Here is an 18045-nt window from a genome sequence, read left to right as displayed (position 1 = left end):
TTGCTCGCTTGCCAAGCCCGCCGTTGTGGTGCAGACGCACGCGGGCGCGGTCTGGAAGGAGCGCGGTCAGGCGCGCCGTCGGCGCTCAGGTCGCCCAGATGCGCGGCGTGGCGCTCGGCAACTGCCACAGTTCGCCGCGCCATGCCTGCCACACCTGGCGCAGCAGCTGCATCGCGGGTTCGACCACTGGCGCCAGCACCCGCAGCACGACCACCTCGGCATGCGGGCTGGTGGCGCCGGCGCTGCCGTGCAGCGGGCCGGCTTCCAGCAGGCCGCGCGCATGCGCCAGCAGCGCGTCGCGGCGCGCGCGCGCCAGCGGTGAACCTGCCACGAAGAACAGCGAGGCCATGCAGCGGTGGCCGCCCAGGCCCAGCGGGCTTTGCAGCAGCCGATGGTCGGCCGCGTCGATGCGGCCACGCTCCAGCCACACGCCCGGCACTTCGATGTGCTGCAGGTAGGTGCCGCGCTCGAAGGGCTGGCCGGCGTTGGGCAGGCCGAGCGCGGTGACGTCCCAGCCGATCAGCTCGGCGCCGGGCGCCACTTCGATGCTCAGGCGGTTCTCGGCCCGGCAACCGCTGTAGCAGATGGCTTCGAGCGGCAGCCATTCGAGCCGCGCACCGGCCGCGAGGCGAATGCGGGTGCGCTGCAGCGCCAGTTCGCCTTCGGAGCGGTAGAACCGCGAGGCACCGGGCGTGGTGATCAGGCCATGGCTGCCGTCGGCAGCCTCGATGTCGATGTCGAGCGTGTCGCCGCCCACCAGCCCGCCCGGCGGGTGCACCAGCACGTTGTGGCAGACGGCGTCGCCCTCGGGGTAGAGGCTCTGCAGGATGCGCAGCGGGCCGTCATGGCGAAAGCGGGCGACGGTGCGGGCGGCTTCTTGTGTGTAGGCGAGATGGAGACGGGCGTGCCAGGGCATGCGGCGAGTCTAGTGCGCCCGCTTTCAGGTCTTCCAGGCGCCGTCGTGCGCGGCGCTGGCTTCGTCGACGAGAGCGGGGCCGATGCACTCGATCGGATGCGGCGAGGCGCGGAACACGTCGCGGCACGACAGCTCGGCGTCGCGCTGGTCCTGCCGCTCGCCGCGGAACACGCGCAGGCGCTCGGCGTCGATGCCGAACACCACCCGGCCGATGTTCGACCAGAAGATCGCGCCCGCGCACATCACGCAGGGCTCGCCCGAGGCGTAAAGCGTGGCACCTGCCAGCTCTTCGCGCGAGATGTTGCGCCCTGCCAGCGCGCGCAATGCGTTGACCTCCGCATGGGCGGTGCAGTCGCCGGTCTCGGTGTTGCTGTTGCCGGCCTCGGCCAGTACCTCGCCGGCGGCCGAGACGATGACCGAGCCGAAGGGGCGGTTGCCCCGCCGACGCGCCGCGTGCGACCACACGATGGCCTTGCGCAGGTAGCGGCCGTCGCGCTCGTCGAGCGTCGTTTCGGCGGGGTAGGCGGTGTTGTTGTTGCTGCTGAGGATGTTCATGCCTTGGGGAGGGAGCGTTCGCTGCGCGATGGGAGCATTGAAGTGTTGAAGATGGCGTCGGACGCGGGCTTGACCTTGAGGCCGAAGACATCGGCCACTTCGTCGACCTGCTGCTCGAGCGTGAGTTTCTTTATATCGCCAAGCCCGTGGCCGCGCGTGTCCGCCGCGCCCACGTACTGCGCCGTGATGCCCCAGCGCTCGAGTTCGATCTTCTCGTCGAGGATGGGTTCGCGCTGGCGCATGGCCGCGATGCTCGGCGCCGGGTTGGCAAAGGTCTCGACGATGGCGCGGTTGCTCGCGCGCAGGAAGGCGGCCACCACCTTCGGGTTCTGCGCCACGAGGTTGCTGCTGGCGAGGATCGCGTTGCCGTACAGGTTGACGCCGGCGTCCGCATACTTGAGCACCGACAGCTCCTCCGGCTTCATGCGTGCGAACAGCGACACGGCCGAGTCGTGGAAATAGGTGGCGGCATCGACGTCGCCGCGCACCATCACGTTGTCGCGCGCGCTGAAGTCGGTGGTCTGCCACTGGAAGGCATCGGCACGCATGCCCTGCTTGCGCGCCACCATCGGCCAAGCGCGCCGTGTCGATTCGACGGCCGCGGCGGCCACCTTCTTGCCCGCGAGGCTCCTGAAGTCTGCGCCGACGCCACGGTCCTTGCGGCCGATGATCACGAATGGTGCGCGGTTGTAGTACTGGTACACGGCCTGCACCATCGGTGTGCCCGGGTTCTGCGCGTTGAACTCGACCAGCGAGCTGATGTCGCCCAGGCCCAGCTGGTACACGCCGCTGGCAATGCGCGTGATCGAGGCGACCGAGCCCGCGCCGGTGTCGATGCTCACATCGAGTCCCTCGTCCCTGTAGTAGCCCTTGGCCAGTGCAAGGAAGAAGGGCGCTGTCTGCCCGTTGATGCGGAAGTCGAGCGTGAACTTGAGCGGGGTGAGCTTGCCGGTGCTGCCCTGGGCGAACACGGACGGCGCGGCGATGGGGGCAAGGGCGGCGGTGCCGGCCGCAAGAAAGAATCGACGTTGCATGTGGGGCCTCGGAGTCTTCGGGTCTTGAATCCCTCCGCCGCAAGGCAGAAGGCGTTTCAAGAGCAATTTCCGGGCGGGCGCACGTGGATGGTGCGTGCGCTGCTGAACGCTTCTACTCTTGCACCGGTCGATGCACGAGGCATGCCAAGGCTTTTGCTCGGGCATTGCGAAGGAAAGCGTGCATCGCGGAAAAAGCGGAGCCACAATCCAGGCGCGCAATTTGCGAGGCAGCTTGCGCAGAGTAGAAGCGTTCAGCCACGTGGCGGGCATCGTCCGTCCCGGCGGGAAATTGCTCTTTCAGTTCGTCCCCACACGACCACAGAAGGAGTCCGCGCATGCTCGTTACCCAACAACCCGTCTTCCGCAAGTTCTGGCATGCCGTCATGCCGCTCACCGAACTCGCCAACGGCCCGAAGCCTTTCAAGCTGCTGGGCGAGGACATCGTTCTCTTCATCGATTCGCACGGCCAGCCTGCCGCGCTGCGCGACCGCTGCTGCCACCGCACCGCGAAGCTGTCAAAAGGCTGGTGCGTGGACAGCGAAGGCCAGGCCTGCGGCACCGGTGCCATCCAATGCGGCTACCACGGCTGGACCTACGACCGCAGCGGCCAGGTGGTGCGCATTCCGCAGTACGACGCCGACCGCAAGATCTCGCCCGAGTACCGCACCACGGCCTACCACTGCACCGCGCGCTACGGCTATGCCTGGGTGGCGCTGGAAGATCCGATCGCCGACATCCCCGTCATTCCCGAGTTCGACGACCCGGGCTACCGCACCATCTTCCAGTTCTACGAGGAGTGGCAGACCAGCCCGATGCGCGCGCTGGAGAACTCGTTCGACAACTCGCACTTCAGCTTCGTGCATCGCGCCACCTTCGGCGTGGCCGCGAGCCCCAAGCCGAGCAAGTACGAACTGGTGGAAAACGAAACGGGCTTCTATGCCGAGACGGTCATCGAGGCCACCAACCCGGTGAAGTTCCACGCGATCAGCGGCGTGACCGACCCGATCACCACGCGCCACATGCGCAACGCGTACTTCCTGCCGTTCTCGCGGCGGCTCGACATCGAGTATCCGAGCGGTGTGCGCCACATCATCATCAACTGCTTCACCCCCATCGACGACGGGCGCATGCAGCTGTGCCAATGGCTGTTCCGCAACGACACCGAGGCCGACTGCGCGGCGCAGATGCTGATCGACTTCGACGATGCGGTGACGCGCGAGGACAAGGACATCCTCGAGTCGACCGATCCGGACGCGCTGGTCGACACGCGCCGGCGCGGTGTGGAGTATTCGATGGAGTCGGACAAGCCGGGCATGCTGATCCGCAAGCACCTCATGCAGTTGCTGGCGAAGCATGGCGAAGCCGAGGTTCACCGCAGCATGGGCGCCGTCATTCCTGTTGCGAAGGCCGCGTAAGGGTCTGGGCCTGGGTCTAGAACGGCTGCATCTGGCGAGGCTGGGGAAACGCGGGCATCGGCAGGCACTCGAAGCCCGGCTTCGCGAAGAGGTAGCCCTGGAACAGGTGCACGCCTTCGTCTTCCAGCCAGCGCAGCTGGTCCGTCGACTCGATGCCTTCGGCGATCACGTCGATGCACAGCTCGCGGCACAGGCCGACGATCGCCCGCACGATCGACTGGCGCGGCCCGTTGACCTGAATCTGGCGCACCAGGGCGATATCCACCTTGATCTGGTCGGGCTGGAATTCGGCGAGCAGATTCAGCCCCGAGTAACCGGCCCCGAAGTCGTCGATGGCCACCTTCAACCCCTGGCGCCGGTACACGTCGATCGACTCCGAGAAGCCGCGATGGTCCTGGATGGCCTCGGTCTCCGTGATCTCGATGACGATGCGGTCGAGCCCGATACCGCATCGCCGGGCCGCGGCCACGGTGCTGTCCAGAACGCGCGGGGACGCGACGGCGCTCTGCGGCATGAAGTTCAGGTTCAGGTCGCAGGCGATCCCCAGGCGCGCCGCTTGAGCGATGGCTTCGGTTCGGCCTTCGGCGTCGAAGCCGTGGAGCTGCGCGGCAGGCACCGCCCCCAGCACCTGGAAGGCCGATTCGCCGCGGGCGCCGCGAACGAGGGCCTCATAGGACACGACCTTCAGTGCCGCCGTGTCGACGATCGGCTGATAGGCATAGCTGCGGCCGTACGCCGACGCCCAGGCCGCCGATGCGGGCGGGGTCAAGTCCGGCGCGTCGGCGGCCGCGCCGGTGACGGTCGCCCTTCCTTGCGATGCGCGCCCGACGATGTTCTGCCGCCAGCGTCCGTCGGCAAAGGCGGCTATCACCCGGCGCGCGCCTGTGCCGGATTCAATTGCGTGAACGTGGCGTCTGCGTCGAAGACGTCTTGCAGCCCGTCGATGGCGCGGAGTTCGCCCGGTGCCATGGCCATGAACGACATGGACCATTCGTCGAACTGGCGCGCGGGAAGGGGCTCGTTCAGGATGCGGACGATCTCGCCATGCCGCGCGTCGGCGACGATCTTCTGGAAGGTCTCGTCGACAACGGCCGGCGGACCTTCCAGCAACTGAAAGAAATGGCGGTTGTCGTAGAGCAGAAAGCCCGTGAGTCCGCGGCGTTCATTGGCGCTGCTTGCGCTCTGCATCAGCTGCGCCAGGGCGCCGGGGTCGAAGGCTTGTGTCGCTTTGCTCGCGTAGGCGATGTGAATGAGGGGTTGCATGAGTTGGATCCGTCCCCTCGAGGGTAGCGGCGGAAACCAACCGTGCAACCGCGACGTCGCGGCGATCCTGTAGGCCAATGTGCCGTGACGGCGTGGCCCAAGCCTTCGTCAGGTGCGTCAGGCGGGTGCGGCAGCGGTGCTGGGGCGCGTTGCGCGCGGCGCGCCCTGTTCGTAGCGGTCCATCGCGAGGCCGTCGGTACGGATCTCGGGGCGCTGGCCCATCACCATGTCGGAGATGAGCTTGCCCGAGCCGCAGGCCATGGTCCATCCCAGCGTGCCGTGGCCGGTGTTGAGGAACAGGTTGGCGTAGCGTGTGCCGCCGACGATGGGCGTGCTGTCGGGCGTCATCGGGCGCAGGCCGGTCCAGAACGTGGCGCGCGGCACGTCGCCGCCGGGGAACAGGTCGGTCACCACCTTTTCGAGCGTGGCGCGGCGCGCCGGGTTCAGGCGCAGGTCGAAGCCGCCGAGTTCGGCCATGCCGCCCACGCGGATGCGGTTGTCGAAGCGGGTGACGGCCACCTTGTAGGTCTCGTCGAGCACCGTCGATTGCGGGGCCAGCGATTCGTCCAGCAGCGGCACGGTCAGCGAATAGCCCTTGACCGGGTAGACCGGGATGTCCAGGCCCAGCGAGGCGATGGCGGCGCGCGAATAGCTCCCGAAGGCCATCACGTAGCGGTCGGCGGTGAGGATCTTGCCGGTGGTGGTGCGCACGCCGGTGATGCGGCTGCCGTCGGTTTCCAGGCCGGCGATGGTCTGGCCGAAGCGGAAGTCCACGCCCAGGCCGCGCGCGATTTCCGCGAGGCCGCGGGTGAAGAGGTGGCAGTCGCCGGTTTCGTCGTTGGGCAGGCGCAGGCCGCCGGTGAGGCGGTCGCGTGCGCCGGCCAGCGCGGGCTCCACGCTCGCCAGCGAATCGCGGTCGAGCAGTTCGTATGGCACGCCGCACTCTTCGAGCACCGCGATGTCGCGCTGCACCGCGTCGAGCTGGGCCTGCGTGCGGAACAGCTGCAGGGTGCCGCCGGTGCGCTGCTCGTACTGCAGGCCGGTGTCGGCACGCAGCTGCTGCAGGCAGCCGCGGCTGTATTCGGCCACGCGCATCATGCGCTCCTTGTTCACGGCGTACGCCTCGGGCGAGCAGTTGCGCAGCATGGCGGCCATCCAGCGCAGCTGGAACATCGTGCCGTCGGGGCGGATCGACAGCGGCGCATGCTTCTTGAACATCCACTTGATGGCCTTCAGCGGAATGCCCGGCGCTGCCCACGGCGTGGAGTAGCCGGGCGACACCTGGCCGGCGTTGCCGAAGCTGGTTTCCTCGGCCGGACCGTCCTGCCGGTCGAGCAGGGTGACCTCCGCGCCGGAGCGCGCGAGGTAGTAGGCCGTGGTGGTACCGATCACGCCGCCGCCGAGAACAATGACTTTCATGGTGTATCCGCCGATTCGAATGGAATGAAAGGAATTTAAGATGCACAATCCAGTGGATTCCATTGTTTTTTGAGATTCGGCAGTGAAATCCGCTGCTGGAAATCGCCCAAGGCCGCCTGCGAAGTGAAATGCCCGAACTCGACCGAATCGACCGCCGGATCCTCGATGCCTTGCAGCGCCAGGGCCGCATTTCCATGACCGAACTGGCCGAGCACATCGGCCTGTCGGCGTCGCCCTGCGCGGAGCGGGTGAAGCGCATGGAGCGCGACGGCGTCATCACCGGCTATCACGCGCGGGTGTCCCCCGAGGCACTGGGCAAGACGCTGCTGGTGTTCGTCGAGATCAAGCTGTCGGCCAAGTCAGGCGACGTGTTCGACAAGGTCAAGCAGGAACTGCTGCACATGCCCGAGGTGCTCGAATGCCACCTGGTGTCGGGCAGCTTCGACTACCTGGTGAAGGCGCGGCTCAGCGGCATGAGCGAATACCGCCACCTGCTGGGCGACATCCTCAAGAAGCTGCCGGTGGCGGCCGAGTCGCACAGCTACGTGGTGATGGAGGAAATCAAGGAAACCCTGACGCTGGCCGTGGACCGGTGAACAGACCGCTGGACACAACGATGAGCACGGACCGCGACATTCCCGGCATCACCATCCGCCCCTGGCGGCTGGACGACTTCGACGCCGTCAAGGCCATCCTCGACGACACCTTCGCGAGCACCTGGCTGCCGCAACTCAGCCCGGAGGCGTTGCGCACCTACCGCGAGAGTGGCGAGCCCGTGGGCTACATCGACGAGATGGGTCCGGCCTTCTTCGTTGCCGAGATCGAAGGCGAGGTGGTCGGCATGGTCCATTGGGAGCATGACTTCGTGCATGCGCTGCACGTGCCGGCCGCGCAGCAGCGCCGCGGTATCGCACGCGCGTTGATGGCCTTCGCGGAAGACGGCATGCGCGCCAGCGGTGTGACGCTCGCGCGGCTGGAGACCGACACCTTCAACACGCAGAGCCAGGGCTTCTACCTCGCGCTCGGCTACCGCGAAGCCGACCGCTACCCCGATCTCGAATGGCACAGCGGCTTCACGACCATCCTGTACGTGAAGCCGCTTGCATCCTGAACAGCAACCTCCCACCAAGGACATCCGCATGACCATCTCGATCCGCCGCGACGGCACCACCGGCACGCGCCACATCCTGAAGATCCGCAACCACGAGATCCCGGTCGATGCCTCGCCGGCCGGCGGAGGCAGCGACGCCGGCCCCGAGCCGCACGACCTGTACGACGCGTCGCTCGCGGCCTGCAAGGCGCTCACCGTGCTGATCTACGCGCGCCGCAAGGGCATTCCGGTGGAAGACATCGAGGTGGTGGTCGACCGCGACGACAGCGAGGAGCGCAAGGGCGTCTACCGCCTGAAGTCCGGCCTGCGCGTGAGCGGCGCCCTGAGCGAGGCGCAGCGCGACGAGCTGCTGCGCGTGGCGGGCAAGTGCCCGGTGCACAAGCTCATGACCGACGTGAAGACCGAGATCGAGACCGGCTGGGCCGACTGAGCCAGCGCGGCATCCGTTCGCGCTCAGTTCAGCACGCGGTACGCCCGCAATGCGCGCAGCAGCGCCCAGAGGCCGGCCTCGGCCGGCACGCTTTTCTCGTTGAACGACACGGCGATGTACACGTCGTCGGCCGGCACATAGGCCACGACGCTGGTGAAGCCCTCGATGCCGCCGCTGTGGCCCAGCATCAGGCCGGGGCCGTCGGGCACGTCGTAGAGCTGCACGCCCATGCCGTAGAACGAATTGCTCCCCGCGTAGGGCCCGAGCATGGCGGGCATCGCGGTGAACATGCGGTGCACCGAGGCCTCGGGCAGCACTTGGCCGGCCAGCAGCGCGTGCCAGAAGCGCACCAGGTCGCCGCCCGTGGAGGCCAGCGCGCCGGCCGCATAGGGCGTGGCGTACTGGTCGGGGGCATCGACCGGCCGGCCGGCCGCGTGCCCGGTGGCCACGGGCAGCTCGACGCCCGGCCTGCGCATGACGGTGTGCGTGAGCGACAGCGGCCGGATGAGCCGCTTCGCGAGCACGTCCGCCAGCGGCGCGCCTTCGACCTTCTCGATGATCACGCCGAGCATCGCGTAGCCGGTGTTGGTGTAGCTCCAGTTGGTCCCGGGGCAGAACTGCGGCTTCTGCGCAGTGCCGAGCGCGATGATCTCCGCCGGCGTCCGATAGGCCGTGCCGAACGTGGGCAGCGCGTTGAAGCTCACGATGCCGCTGGTGTGGCGCAGCAGCTGCTCGATGGTGATGAGCCCTGCGTTGGGTGCATCGGGAAACCACCTGTCGATGGTGTCGCCGAGCGCGAGCTTGCGCTCTTCCACCAGCTGCAGCACGACTGCGGCCGTGAGCGTCTTGGCGGTGCTCGCCACCTGGAAGGGCTGCTCGGGTGCCACGGGTTGCGGCGGCTCCTTGCGCGCCAGCCCGCGCGTGGCCGACCAGATGCCTTCGCCCGGAATCGCGACCGCCACGCTGGCGGCGGGCACGTGCTGCAGCATCTTGTCGAGCGCATTGCCGAGCGAGGCCTGCAGCCCGGCGGGAAGCTCCCCGTCGATGGAGCGCCTGAAGTCTTTCTGCCAGACCGCATCGGGCGCTGAACGCATGGGCGGCCCGGCGTAGACGGGCGACGGCGCACACGCCGGCTGCGCTTGCGCCAGGCCCCATGACACCGAGGTGGCGAGCAGCACCGCCGACGAAATTTTCAGCAACGACATTCGGGATTCCGGTTCACGAGGCTACGGCTGCCTGGCCGCCTGCGCCTTGGCGCGCGCGGTCTGCACGCGCTTGGCGTTGCGGTCGCCCCAATCCGCCAGCGGGCTGAGTGCCTCGTTGAGCGATGCGCCCAGCTTGGTCGCGGAGTATTCCACGCGCGGCGGCACTTCATGGAACACGTCGCGGTGGACGATGCCGTCGGCTTCGAGCTCGCGCAGCTGTTGGATCAGCATCTTCTCGCTGATGCCGGGCAGCTGCCGCTTGAGTTCGCCGAATCGGAAGGACTGCGCGTCGAGTTCGCGCAGGATCACGGCCTTCCATTTGCCGCCGATGACGTCGAAAGCGGCGGCGATGCCGGCGTTGCTGGGTTTCTTTGATTTCATTGTGGGTCTGGAGGATTGCACCGTCGGGCTCACGCCCATGTCATGAACTGGATCGCGCGCAGCACTTCGGCTTCGCGCTCCATGAAGAAATCGGTGTGGTTGCTGTTGTCGAGGGTCAGGCGATTGGGCGTGTCGAGCGCTTCCACCAGGCGGTTGGAGTCCGCGATGCGTGCGCGCCGGAAGATGCGCAGCATGTCGGCTGCGTCCTTTTCGGTCCTGGCGTCCAACGGCTGTTCGAGCCACGGGAACAGGTCGCGGTTGTCGGCTGGCAGGGCCGTGACCACCAGCGACGGCACGCGCACGGCCTTGTAGTCGGGCGAGAAGTTGTGCGCGGCGGTGTCCATGGCGGTCTCCACGTCGTCGGGCGTGTTCATGCGCACGCTGCCGTCGGTGCCCACCTCGACGGCGTCGCGCAGATTGGCCTCCAGGGCTGGCCACCAGTTTTTGGTCTTGCGCCGGTTGAAGGCGATGGCCGCCTGCAACGAGCGGTGGTCCGCGGCCGTCGCCCGGGGCTCGTCGAGCCTGCGGTTCATCGGCAGTTCTTCGCCGCCGCGTTCACCGTCCTTCGTGTAGTCGAAGGTAGTGTCGAGGTAGATGAGCCCGCGCAGGCGCTCGGGGTGGCGGCCGGCGAAGTGGGTGAGCTCGTTGCCGGCGATCGAATGGCCGCCAAGCACCACGCGCAGCAGGCCCAGGTCGTCGAGCACGGCTTTCAGGTCGCTGCCGAGGGTCTCCACCTCGTAGTGCTGGGTGGCGCTCTTCACCGGCAGAGGCTTGTCGGACAGGCCATAGCCGCGCCGGCTGATCGCCACCACGCGCGAGCGGGCGGCAAGCGCGGGCGCGAGGCTGTCGAAGCAGCGCGCATTGCCGCCCAGCCCGGCCAGCAGCACGATGGTTGGACCGGTGGTGCCGGCGCGCTGCCAGTCGCGCACCTGCAGCGAAACCTGCGGCGAGGCCGAGACCTTCACGCGGCGGTCGATGACGCGGAGCGGACCGGTGCCGCTCGCCGAGCCCGTACCTGTTGCCGCGGCGCTCCCCGCGCGCGCCGCCGCCTCCGCCGCAGGCCGCGAGCCCGGCGGCGCCGGTGAGGGCCAGGGCGCGCAGAAGGCCGCGGCGCTGGGGTTGGAAGCGGTTCGGTGGGACAGGTGATGAATTCACGTCGATGTTCCGTTTGCAAGGGGTCGCTCGAGTGTGGTTTTCGTACCTGAAGGCCCGCTTGGGCGTTCATGAAGATTTCCTGAAGTACCCCGCAGCCGCTTGTCTGATACTTCGGCCTCGTTCCCGCCACCGGGCGGGGTTCGTTCGCATGGAGGCCCATGAATCTTTTGCTTGTTGAGGACGACCTTGATCTGGGCAACGGCGTGCGCATCGCGCTGGCCAATCAAGGCATGGATGTGGTGTGGGTCCGCAGACTCGACGACGCCCTGCGCACCCTCGACGGCGGCACATTCGACATGGTGTTGCTCGACCTCGGCCTGCCGGACGGCGATGGGCTCGACCTGCTGTTCCGCCTGCGCCGCGACCGCCAGATATTGCCGGTGCTGGTGCTGAGCGCGCGCGACGCGCTCAACGACCGGCTGCGCAGCCTGGACGACGGTGCCGACGACTACCTGGTCAAGCCCTTCGCGCTGGCCGAGCTGCTGTCGCGGGTGCGTGCGCTCGCGCGCCGCAGCTACGGCTTCAACGACGAGACCATCCGCATGCGCGGGCTGGCGCTGCACGAACCCACGCGGGGCGTGCTCGTCGACGGCGAGCCGGTCGAGCTGTCGCGCTGCGAGTTCGACCTGCTGGCGCTGCTGCTCAAGCGCACCGGCCGCGTGGTCACGCGCCGCGTGATGGAAGAGCAGGTGCTGCCCGGCGGACAGGCCAACGGCAGCAACTCGCTCGAGGTGCATATCTCCAACCTGCGCCGCAAGATCGGCCAGGGCTACATCCGCACGGTGCGCGGCATCGGCTACGTGATCGACGTGCAATCGCTGGTGCGGAGCACGACGAAATGATGCAGGCGCTGGCGCAGCGCTGGAAGAACTGGAAACAACCTTCCCTCATGCGGCGCCTGCTGCTGGCGCAGATGGGCGTGGTGGCCTTGCTATGGACCATGGCCGTCGCGCTGCTGCTGTACGACTCGTACGAAGACCCGGAACTGCTGAAGTACGACAAGATCTTCCAGACCGTGCTGGCGATCTCGCAGAACACGGCCGACCATCCCGACAAGCAGCAGGAAACGCTGGCAGCCTTCGACGCGGCGCTGCTCGAGACGGTGGGCGACGGCGACGCCGCGTCCGATTCCGCCCCGGTCATGCAGGTGTGGCAGGGCGACAGGCTGATCTACCGGTCGACCGCGGCGGTGCCCGTGATCCTCAACTCGGTGCCGAACCGCATCGAGACAGTGAAGGCCGGCAACCGCGAATGGCGCGCGCGCACGCTGGTGTCGCCCACCACGGACACCCGCGTCATGCTGGCCGAACCCAGCGTGTGGCGCCTGACCGTGACCGTGATGTACCGGGGCTACTACCTGCTGCCGCTGGTCATCAGCCTGCCGTTCCTGGTGTTCCCGGCGTGGCTGTCGGTGCGGCTTGCGCTGAGGCCCTGGCGCCAGGTGAGCAAGGAAACCGCCGAGCGGGGTCCCGCCGACCTCACGCCGCTGTCGTACACGCCGCCGCACAAGGAGCTGCAGCCGCTGGTGCAGAGCATCAACAGCCTGCTGCAGCGGGTGCGCGACAGCACCTCGCGCGAGCGCAGCCTGATCGCCGATGCGGCGCACGAACTGCGAACGCCGCTGGCCGCCATGCGCGTGAACGTCGAGGCGCTGAAGGAGCAGAGCACCGACGAGGGCCAGCGCGAGCTCATGGGCAACCTGCTGCGCAGCAACGACCGCGCGGCCCGGCTGGTGGGGCAGCTGCTGCAGCTCATGCGCAGCGACGCGGTCCCGGACAACGCGCTGCCGGTGATGCTGTCGCTCGACGCGCTGGTGCAGGACCGCCTCGCCATGATCGAGGGCCTGGCCAGCGCCAGGGGTATCGAGCTGGAGCTGGTGTGCGAAGACAACGTGCCGGTGCTGGGCGAACGCGAGAGCCTGGTCTCGATGATCGACAACCTCGTCAACAACGCCATCAAGTACAGCCCCGCGGGCGGCACGGTGATGGTCCACGTGGCGCACGAGGGCCCGCATGCGCTGCTGACGGTGTCCGATCAGGGGCCGGGCATTCCGGCGGCGCTGCGCGAGCGGGTGTTCGACCGCTTCTTCCGCAACCCCGACCAGACCCAGAGCGGCAGCGGGCTGGGCCTGGCCATCGTGAAGTCGGTGGTCGACCGGCACGGCGGCGAGGTGACGCTCGGCGAAACCGCCGAAGGCGGCCTGCTGGCGACGGTGCGGCTGCCGCTGGCGATGGCCGAGGCGCCGCAGCCCATGCTCTGCAGCTGACACCGCCCCCGGGGCGGCCCAAAGGGCAATCGGCCCGAGTCAGGTCCGTTTCGGGGCGACGATTTACACTACCCGGCGCCGTTTACAGGACACTTTCCAATGAAGTGGGTCATTCTTGCCATCTTCGCGCTCAGCGCGCTCTACGTTCATTTCCGCGGCCAGGTACGGCATCGTTTCTTCAGACAGCTCTCTGATCACTCGACCTTCCTCGCCCCGCTGAACGTCTTCATGTACCTTTTCTCGAAGGTACCCGGTACGCCGTACCTGTCGCCCGCGCAGTTCCCCGAGATGCGCATCCTCGAGGAGAACTGGGAAGTCATCCGCGAGGAAGCCCTGGCCATGCGCAACGGCGGCAGCATCAAGGCCTCGAGCCAGTTCAACGACGTGGGCTTCAACTCGTTCTTCAAGAGCGGCTGGAAGCGCTTCTACCTCAAGTGGTACGACGAGGCGCATCCCTCGGCCGCCGTGTTGTGCCCGCGCACGACCGAGCTGCTCAAGGGCATCGGCACCATCAAGGCCGCGATGTTCGCGGAGCTGCCCCCGGGCAGCCGCCTGGTGCGCCACCGCGATCCGTTCGCGGGTTCGCTGCGCTACCACCTGGGCCTGTGGACGCCGGGCGTCGAGGGCTGCTACATCGACGTGGACGGCCAGCGCTACCACTGGCGCGACGGCGAGGCGGTGGTGTTCGACGAGACCTTCATCCACTACGCCGAGAACACGACCGACCACGACCGCGTGATCCTGTTCTGCGACATCGAGCGCCCGTTGAAGTACCGCTGGGCCAGTGCGGTGAACCGCTGGTTCGCCAAGAACCTGCTTGCCGCGGCCAGTTCGCCCAACGACGCGGGCGACAAGACCGGCGGCATCAACCGCGCATTCAAGTACATCTACCAGATCCGCGTGGTCGGCAAGCGCCTGAAGGCATGGGACAAGCGGGTGTACTACCTCGTGAAGTGGGCCATCTTCGGCGGCCTGGCCCTCTGGATCTTCTGGTAAGCCTTCAGGCCCCGGCCGGCACCAGCTCGCCGCGCGGGCTGCCTGCCCGGCACACGACGGCGGCAAGCAACGTGCCGCCCAGCACGTCGAGCAGCACATGCTGCCGCGTCGCCAGCGTCGAGTAGACGATGCCAAGCGCCCACAGCATGTTCAGCGCCTGCACCCACGCCGGTGCCTGCACGCTGCGCAGCTGACGCCGCAGCAGCACCGCGGTGAACACCGCGAACGCGACATGCAGCGACGGGAACGCATTGCCGCCCACGTCTGTGGCCTTCAGGAACTGCAGCGCCGGATACTGCGACCAGTCGACCGGGAACACCGGCACTGTCGTGGGGAAGAACCAGAACACCATGAGGCCGATGGCCGCCATGATGGCGGCGTCACGCGCGCAGGCTTGGAGCTGCGCCTTGTCCTTCGCGAAGGCTGGCGCCAGCGAGATGTAGAACCACAGCGAGCCGTAGAGCACCATCGCATCGCCGCTCACGCCCACCCAGTGGTCGAGCCGCGTGAGCGGCATCACCGTCGGCGCCGAAGGCGGGTTGTGCATCACCCAGAAGTACACGACGAAGAAGCCCGAGATGCCGACGGTGGTGCCGATCATCTTCACCAGCCAGAGCGTGGCGATCCGATGGCCCAACGCCAGGTACCAGGGCCGCGAAGGCAGAGGGGAGGAAGTCGCCGGGCGGGAGGTCATGGAGCGCCCCAGCTTATGCCGCTGCATTGCGTGAACATTGCGTCGCGTCAAAAGCCCTCTCCTAGAATGGCCCGCCTCTTTTCCCGCATCCAGCCCCTGCCGCATCCCTCATGAGAATCCTGCTCGTCGAAGACGAAGTCGACCTGGCGCAAGCCCTGGCCTCGGCCCTGCGGCAGAACCAGGCGGTGGTCGACGTGGCGGGCTCGCTGCGCGAGGCCGAGGAAGCGGTGCTGAGCGCGCCGCACGACGTGATCGTGCTCGACCGGGGCCTGCCCGACGGCGACGGACTGTCGCTGGTGCGCTTCCTGCGGCACAACGAGATCCCCACCGCCGTGCTGGTGCTCACGGCCATGACCGATGTGGCCGAGCGGGTGCTGAGCCTCGACGGCGGCGCCGACGACTACCTGGCCAAGCCCTTTTCGATGGACGAGCTGATGGCCCGCGTGCGCGCGCTGGCCAGGCGCCCAGCGGTGCGCGCCAACTTCACCATGACGCTGGGGCAGCTCAGCTTCGACCACCACATGCGGCAGGCCCACGTCGGTGACCTGAACCTCACGCTGCCCCGCCGCGAACTGCTGGTGCTCGAGACGCTGCTCGAGCACCGCGGCCGCACCGTGCTGCGCGAGACCATGCAGGACCGCGTCTACGGCGACAAGGACGAGATCCAGTCGAACGCGCTCGACACCCACGTGTCGCGGCTGCGCTCCAAGCTCGACAAGGCCGGCGCGCAGGTCGAGATCCATGCGATACGCGGCGTGGGCTACCTGATCTGCGCGGCCACGCCGCCGAACAACGGATGAGCCTGAGCCTGCTCTCGCTGCGCTGGCGGCTGATCTGGAGCCTGATCCTGCTGCAGGTGGTGGTGGGTTCGCTGGTGCTGGGCGGCTTCATCGGCCTGGCGTGGGTGGCCGGCCGCATCGTCGACGAGACCGGGCAGGAGACCATCGCGGTGATCCAGCGCGCGCTCACGCGCGACGCCGAAGGCCAGCTCGCCGTTGCGCCGACCCCCGAAATCCGGCGCCTGGACGAGGCCGACTCTTCGTTCTGGTTCATCGCGCGCGACGCCGCGGGCTCCGAAGTGCGCCACGGCGATGTACCCGCGAAGTACGCCGGCCTGGCGACCACGCTCGACGGCATGGAGCGCCTGACCATCGACCCGTCGAAGGACAACACCCAGCCCAAGGCCCGCTTCGAGCGCGTGGAAACCGACGCGACGGGCCCCGTCAACGTGGTGGCCCAGACCGGCGCGCCGCTCACCGTCAAGACCACGCTCAAGGGCACGGGCCTGGTGTTTCTCTTTCTGGTGGCGCCGATGGCGCTGGTGACCTGCCTTGGCGTGATCCTGGCCACGCCCTTCGTGGTCAAGCGCGGGCTCAAGGGCGTGGTGGCCACCGCCGAGCATGCGGAGAGCATCGACGTGCACGAGCGCACCACGCGGCTGCCGCTGGCCAACGTGGCAAGCGAGATCCGCCCGCTGGTCAACGCCGTGAACCGGGCCTTCGACCGGCTCAACGAAGGCTACGACCGGCAGGAGCGCTTCCTGGCCGATGCCGCGCACGAGCTGCGCACGCCCATCACCACCCTGCAGATCCACCTGGAGCGGCTGCCCCACGATCCGCTCAAGGTGAAGCTCAGGCAGGCCTCCGCGCGGCTGGCCACGCTGGCCGAGCAACTGCTCGATTTGCAGCGGCTGGACCGCATCGCCTCGCACGACGCGCAGGTCGATCTGAAGCCGCTGTGCGAGCGCGTGGCGGCCGACATCGCGCCGCTGGCGATCATGAACCGCTGCACGCTGTCGGTCGATGCGCCCCGGGCGCTGCTGGTGCGCGGCGACGCGCCCTCGCTCGAACGCGCGCTCACCAACCTGATCCAGAACGCCATCGAGCACGGCGGGCAGGGCTGCGACATCCAGGTGCGGCTGTGGGAGCCCTCAGGCTTCGAGGTGCTCGACTCCGGGCCGGGCATTCCGGAGGCCGACCGCGAGCGCGTGGTGGCGCCGTTCCACCGGCTGGTGCCGCGCGGGCGCGGCGCGGGGCTCGGCCTGCACCTGGTGGCCGAGGTCGCGCGGCTGCACGGCGGCCAGCTCACGATCGGCTCGAGCGAATCGGGAGGTGCAAGGATGCGGCTCGAACTGAACCTGGCGGCCTGAGGACCTTGATGCCATGAACCCCATCGACCGGCTGCCGGAACCCACCAACCTCGCCGAAGCGCAAGCGCTGATCGTGTGCGTGCAGGCGCTGCTCGACGCGCAAGGCGTCGTCCTGCGCCCACCGCCGCCCGAGCCCACCACCTGCTGCGGGCGGGGCTGCAACGGCTGCGTGTGGGAGGGCTGGCTCGCGGCGGTGAACTACTGGCGGGACGAGGCTTCGCTGTTGCTGGGGTGAGTGGGGGGCCGGGGCCGGCAACCGACCTGCCAGCTTCGCGGGCTGCAGCCTACTGGTTCTGCGAGCCGCGGTGCGCCCACCCCGTGGTGTGCTTCTCGATCACGCTGAAGAGTTCGTACATCAGCATCGCCATCGCACCCACCACCATCAGGCCCGCGAAAGCCAGGCCCATCTGCATGGCGGAGCCGGCGGAGATCAGCAGGTAGCCGATGCCTTCGTTGGCCGCCGTCATCTCGCTCACCGTGGTGCCGACGAAGGCCAGCGTGATCGCGACCTTCAGCGAGCCGAAGAAGTAGGGCATGGAGCGCGGCAGGCCGATCTTCATGAGTACGTCCCAGCGCTTGGCGCCGAGCACGCGCAGCACGTCTTCGAGTTCGGGCTCCAGCGTCGCGAGGCCGGTCGCGATGTTGACCATGATCGGGAAGAAGCTGATCAGGAAGGCCGTGAGGATCGCCGGGCCCACGCCGATGCCGAACCACACCACCAGGATCGGCACGAAGGCCGCCTTGGGCAGTGCGTTGAATGCCGTCATGAGCGGGTAGATCGCCGCATACGCGATGCGCGAGCTGCCGATGACGAAGCCCATCAGCACGCCCACCACGATCGCCAGGCCGAAACCCGCCATCGTGACCCAGAAGGTGCGCCACGCGTGGCCCGCGATGATTTCCTTGAACTCCCAGAACTGGTTCCAGATGCGCAGGGGGCTCGGGAAGATGAAGTCGGAGACCTCGAAGCCCGCGCAGATGACCTGCCACAGCAGGAGCACCGCCACGAGCAGCAGCCACGGCGACCAGCGTTCGATTTGCTTGGTGTTCTTCATG

The 18045-nt window shown here is 68.0% G+C and carries 21 protein-coding genes; 10 read left to right on the top strand and 11 right to left on the bottom strand.

Going from position 1 to position 18045, the window contains the following annotated elements:
• Window positions 1–85 precede the first annotated feature (85 nt).
• The 3 genes from AC1RVW_RS19845 to AC1RVW_RS19835 are packed head-to-tail and all read right to left on the bottom strand — an operon-like array spanning window position 86 to window position 2505.
• Window positions 86–916 carry an urease accessory protein UreD gene (locus tag AC1RVW_RS19845; RefSeq protein WP_106938086.1) on the bottom strand — a complete coding sequence of 277 codons (831 nt, stop codon included), beginning with the start codon at window positions 914–916 and terminating at the stop codon, window positions 86–88.
• Between the two features lie 24 nt (window positions 917–940).
• Window positions 941–1471 (bottom strand): nucleoside deaminase, encoded by a 531-nt coding sequence (locus tag AC1RVW_RS19840; RefSeq protein ID WP_081269304.1) that lies wholly within the window; start codon window positions 1469–1471, stop codon window positions 941–943.
• Window positions 1468–2505 (bottom strand): ABC transporter substrate-binding protein, encoded by a 1038-nt coding sequence (locus AC1RVW_RS19835; RefSeq protein ID WP_493201977.1) that lies wholly within the window; start codon window positions 2503–2505, stop codon window positions 1468–1470. The genes AC1RVW_RS19840 and AC1RVW_RS19835 overlap by 4 nt, the downstream gene beginning before the upstream one ends.
• A 335-nt stretch (window positions 2506–2840) precedes the next feature.
• Here AC1RVW_RS19835 and AC1RVW_RS19830 point away from each other — a divergent pair, with 335 nt between their 5' ends.
• Entirely contained in the window at window positions 2841–3920 is a 1080-nt protein-coding gene (locus AC1RVW_RS19830) for an aromatic ring-hydroxylating dioxygenase subunit alpha (RefSeq protein WP_493201975.1), read from the top strand.
• 16 nt (window positions 3921–3936) lie between these two features.
• Here the strand turns inward: AC1RVW_RS19830 and AC1RVW_RS19825 are convergent, their stop codons facing one another.
• The 3 genes from AC1RVW_RS19825 to AC1RVW_RS19815 all read right to left on the bottom strand — a co-directional run bounded on the left by AC1RVW_RS19825 (window position 3937) and on the right by AC1RVW_RS19815 (window position 6602).
• Window positions 3937–4791 (bottom strand): EAL domain-containing protein, encoded by an 855-nt coding sequence (locus tag AC1RVW_RS19825; protein ID WP_493201974.1) that lies wholly within the window; start codon window positions 4789–4791, stop codon window positions 3937–3939.
• Window positions 4788–5183 carry a BLUF domain-containing protein gene (locus AC1RVW_RS19820; RefSeq protein ID WP_493201972.1) on the bottom strand — a complete coding sequence of 132 codons (396 nt, stop codon included), beginning with the start codon at window positions 5181–5183 and terminating at the stop codon, window positions 4788–4790. Before AC1RVW_RS19820 ends, AC1RVW_RS19825 begins: the two co-directional genes overlap by 4 nt.
• Before the next feature lie 117 nt (window positions 5184–5300).
• On the bottom strand, window positions 5301–6602 hold the full coding sequence (locus AC1RVW_RS19815) for a D-amino acid dehydrogenase (protein WP_106938090.1): 1302 nt from the start codon (window positions 6600–6602) through the stop codon (window positions 5301–5303).
• A gap of 128 nt (window positions 6603–6730) precedes the next feature.
• On the opposite strand from AC1RVW_RS19815, the gene AC1RVW_RS19810 reads away from it, so the two are divergent.
• The 3 genes from AC1RVW_RS19810 to AC1RVW_RS19800 are packed head-to-tail and all read left to right on the top strand — an operon-like array spanning window position 6731 to window position 8143.
• Complete coding sequence (locus AC1RVW_RS19810) at window positions 6731–7198, top strand: Lrp/AsnC ligand binding domain-containing protein (RefSeq protein WP_081269309.1); 468 nt, start codon at window positions 6731–6733, stop codon at window positions 7196–7198.
• Window positions 7199–7218: 20 nt separating this feature from the next.
• Window positions 7219–7713 carry a GNAT family N-acetyltransferase gene (locus AC1RVW_RS19805; RefSeq protein ID WP_081269310.1) on the top strand — a complete coding sequence of 165 codons (495 nt, stop codon included), beginning with the start codon at window positions 7219–7221 and terminating at the stop codon, window positions 7711–7713.
• A 28-nt stretch (window positions 7714–7741) separates the two neighbouring features.
• On the top strand, window positions 7742–8143 hold the full coding sequence (locus AC1RVW_RS19800; protein ID WP_493201970.1) for an OsmC family protein: 402 nt from the start codon (window positions 7742–7744) through the stop codon (window positions 8141–8143).
• Window positions 8144–8166: 23 nt separating this feature from the next.
• Here AC1RVW_RS19800 and AC1RVW_RS19795 read toward each other — a convergent pair whose 3' ends face one another.
• Genes AC1RVW_RS19795 through AC1RVW_RS19785 form a run of 3 tightly spaced genes read right to left on the bottom strand, consistent with a single transcriptional unit; the run spans window position 8167 to window position 10694 of the window.
• Complete coding sequence (locus tag AC1RVW_RS19795; protein WP_493201968.1) at window positions 8167–9348, bottom strand: serine hydrolase domain-containing protein; 1182 nt, start codon at window positions 9346–9348, stop codon at window positions 8167–8169.
• Window positions 9349–9369: 21 nt separating this feature from the next.
• On the bottom strand, window positions 9370–9729 hold the full coding sequence (locus tag AC1RVW_RS19790; protein WP_493201967.1) for a winged helix-turn-helix transcriptional regulator: 360 nt from the start codon (window positions 9727–9729) through the stop codon (window positions 9370–9372).
• A 29-nt stretch (window positions 9730–9758) separates the two neighbouring features.
• On the bottom strand, window positions 9759–10694 hold the full coding sequence (locus AC1RVW_RS19785) for an alpha/beta hydrolase (protein WP_493201965.1): 936 nt from the start codon (window positions 10692–10694) through the stop codon (window positions 9759–9761).
• A gap of 348 nt (window positions 10695–11042) precedes the next feature.
• Between AC1RVW_RS19785 and AC1RVW_RS19780 the strand changes: the two genes are divergently transcribed.
• The 3 genes from AC1RVW_RS19780 to lpxO all read left to right on the top strand — a co-directional run bounded on the left by AC1RVW_RS19780 (window position 11043) and on the right by lpxO (window position 14146).
• On the top strand, window positions 11043–11726 hold the full coding sequence (locus AC1RVW_RS19780; RefSeq protein ID WP_081269315.1) for a response regulator: 684 nt from the start codon (window positions 11043–11045) through the stop codon (window positions 11724–11726).
• On the top strand, window positions 11723–13150 hold the full coding sequence (locus AC1RVW_RS19775; protein WP_081269316.1) for a sensor histidine kinase: 1428 nt from the start codon (window positions 11723–11725) through the stop codon (window positions 13148–13150). Before AC1RVW_RS19780 ends, AC1RVW_RS19775 begins: the two co-directional genes overlap by 4 nt.
• Window positions 13151–13249: 99 nt before the next feature.
• Entirely contained in the window at window positions 13250–14146 is an 897-nt protein-coding gene (gene lpxO / locus AC1RVW_RS19770; protein WP_081269317.1) for a lipid A hydroxylase LpxO, read from the top strand.
• Between the two features lie 4 nt (window positions 14147–14150).
• Here lpxO and AC1RVW_RS19765 read toward each other — a convergent pair whose 3' ends face one another.
• Window positions 14151–14840 (bottom strand): phosphatase PAP2 family protein, encoded by a 690-nt coding sequence (locus AC1RVW_RS19765; protein WP_493201962.1) that lies wholly within the window; start codon window positions 14838–14840, stop codon window positions 14151–14153.
• 110 nt (window positions 14841–14950) lie between these two features.
• Here AC1RVW_RS19765 and AC1RVW_RS19760 point away from each other — a divergent pair, with 110 nt between their 5' ends.
• From AC1RVW_RS19760 to AC1RVW_RS19750, 3 genes are read left to right on the top strand one after another with little or no spacing between them, the layout of a single operon-like run.
• Entirely contained in the window at window positions 14951–15640 is a 690-nt protein-coding gene (locus tag AC1RVW_RS19760) for a response regulator transcription factor (protein ID WP_409196781.1), read from the top strand.
• Window positions 15637–16989, top strand: a complete 1353-nt coding sequence (locus AC1RVW_RS19755) for a sensor histidine kinase (protein WP_493201960.1) — start codon at window positions 15637–15639, stop codon at window positions 16987–16989. Before AC1RVW_RS19760 ends, AC1RVW_RS19755 begins: the two co-directional genes overlap by 4 nt.
• Window positions 16990–17002: 13 nt before the next feature.
• Entirely contained in the window at window positions 17003–17224 is a 222-nt protein-coding gene (locus AC1RVW_RS19750) for an oxidoreductase-like domain-containing protein (protein WP_081269320.1), read from the top strand.
• Between the two features lie 49 nt (window positions 17225–17273).
• Here the strand turns inward: AC1RVW_RS19750 and AC1RVW_RS19745 are convergent, their stop codons facing one another.
• Entirely contained in the window at window positions 17274–18044 is a 771-nt protein-coding gene (locus tag AC1RVW_RS19745; RefSeq protein WP_081269321.1) for an ABC transporter permease, read from the bottom strand.
• Window position 18045: the final 1 nt, after the last annotated feature.

It is taken from the genome of Variovorax sp. MPBD4-3, assembly GCF_058809745.1.
The sequence above is the reverse complement of the archived record's forward strand: the minus strand, read 5'-3'. Positions and strand labels throughout refer to the sequence as shown.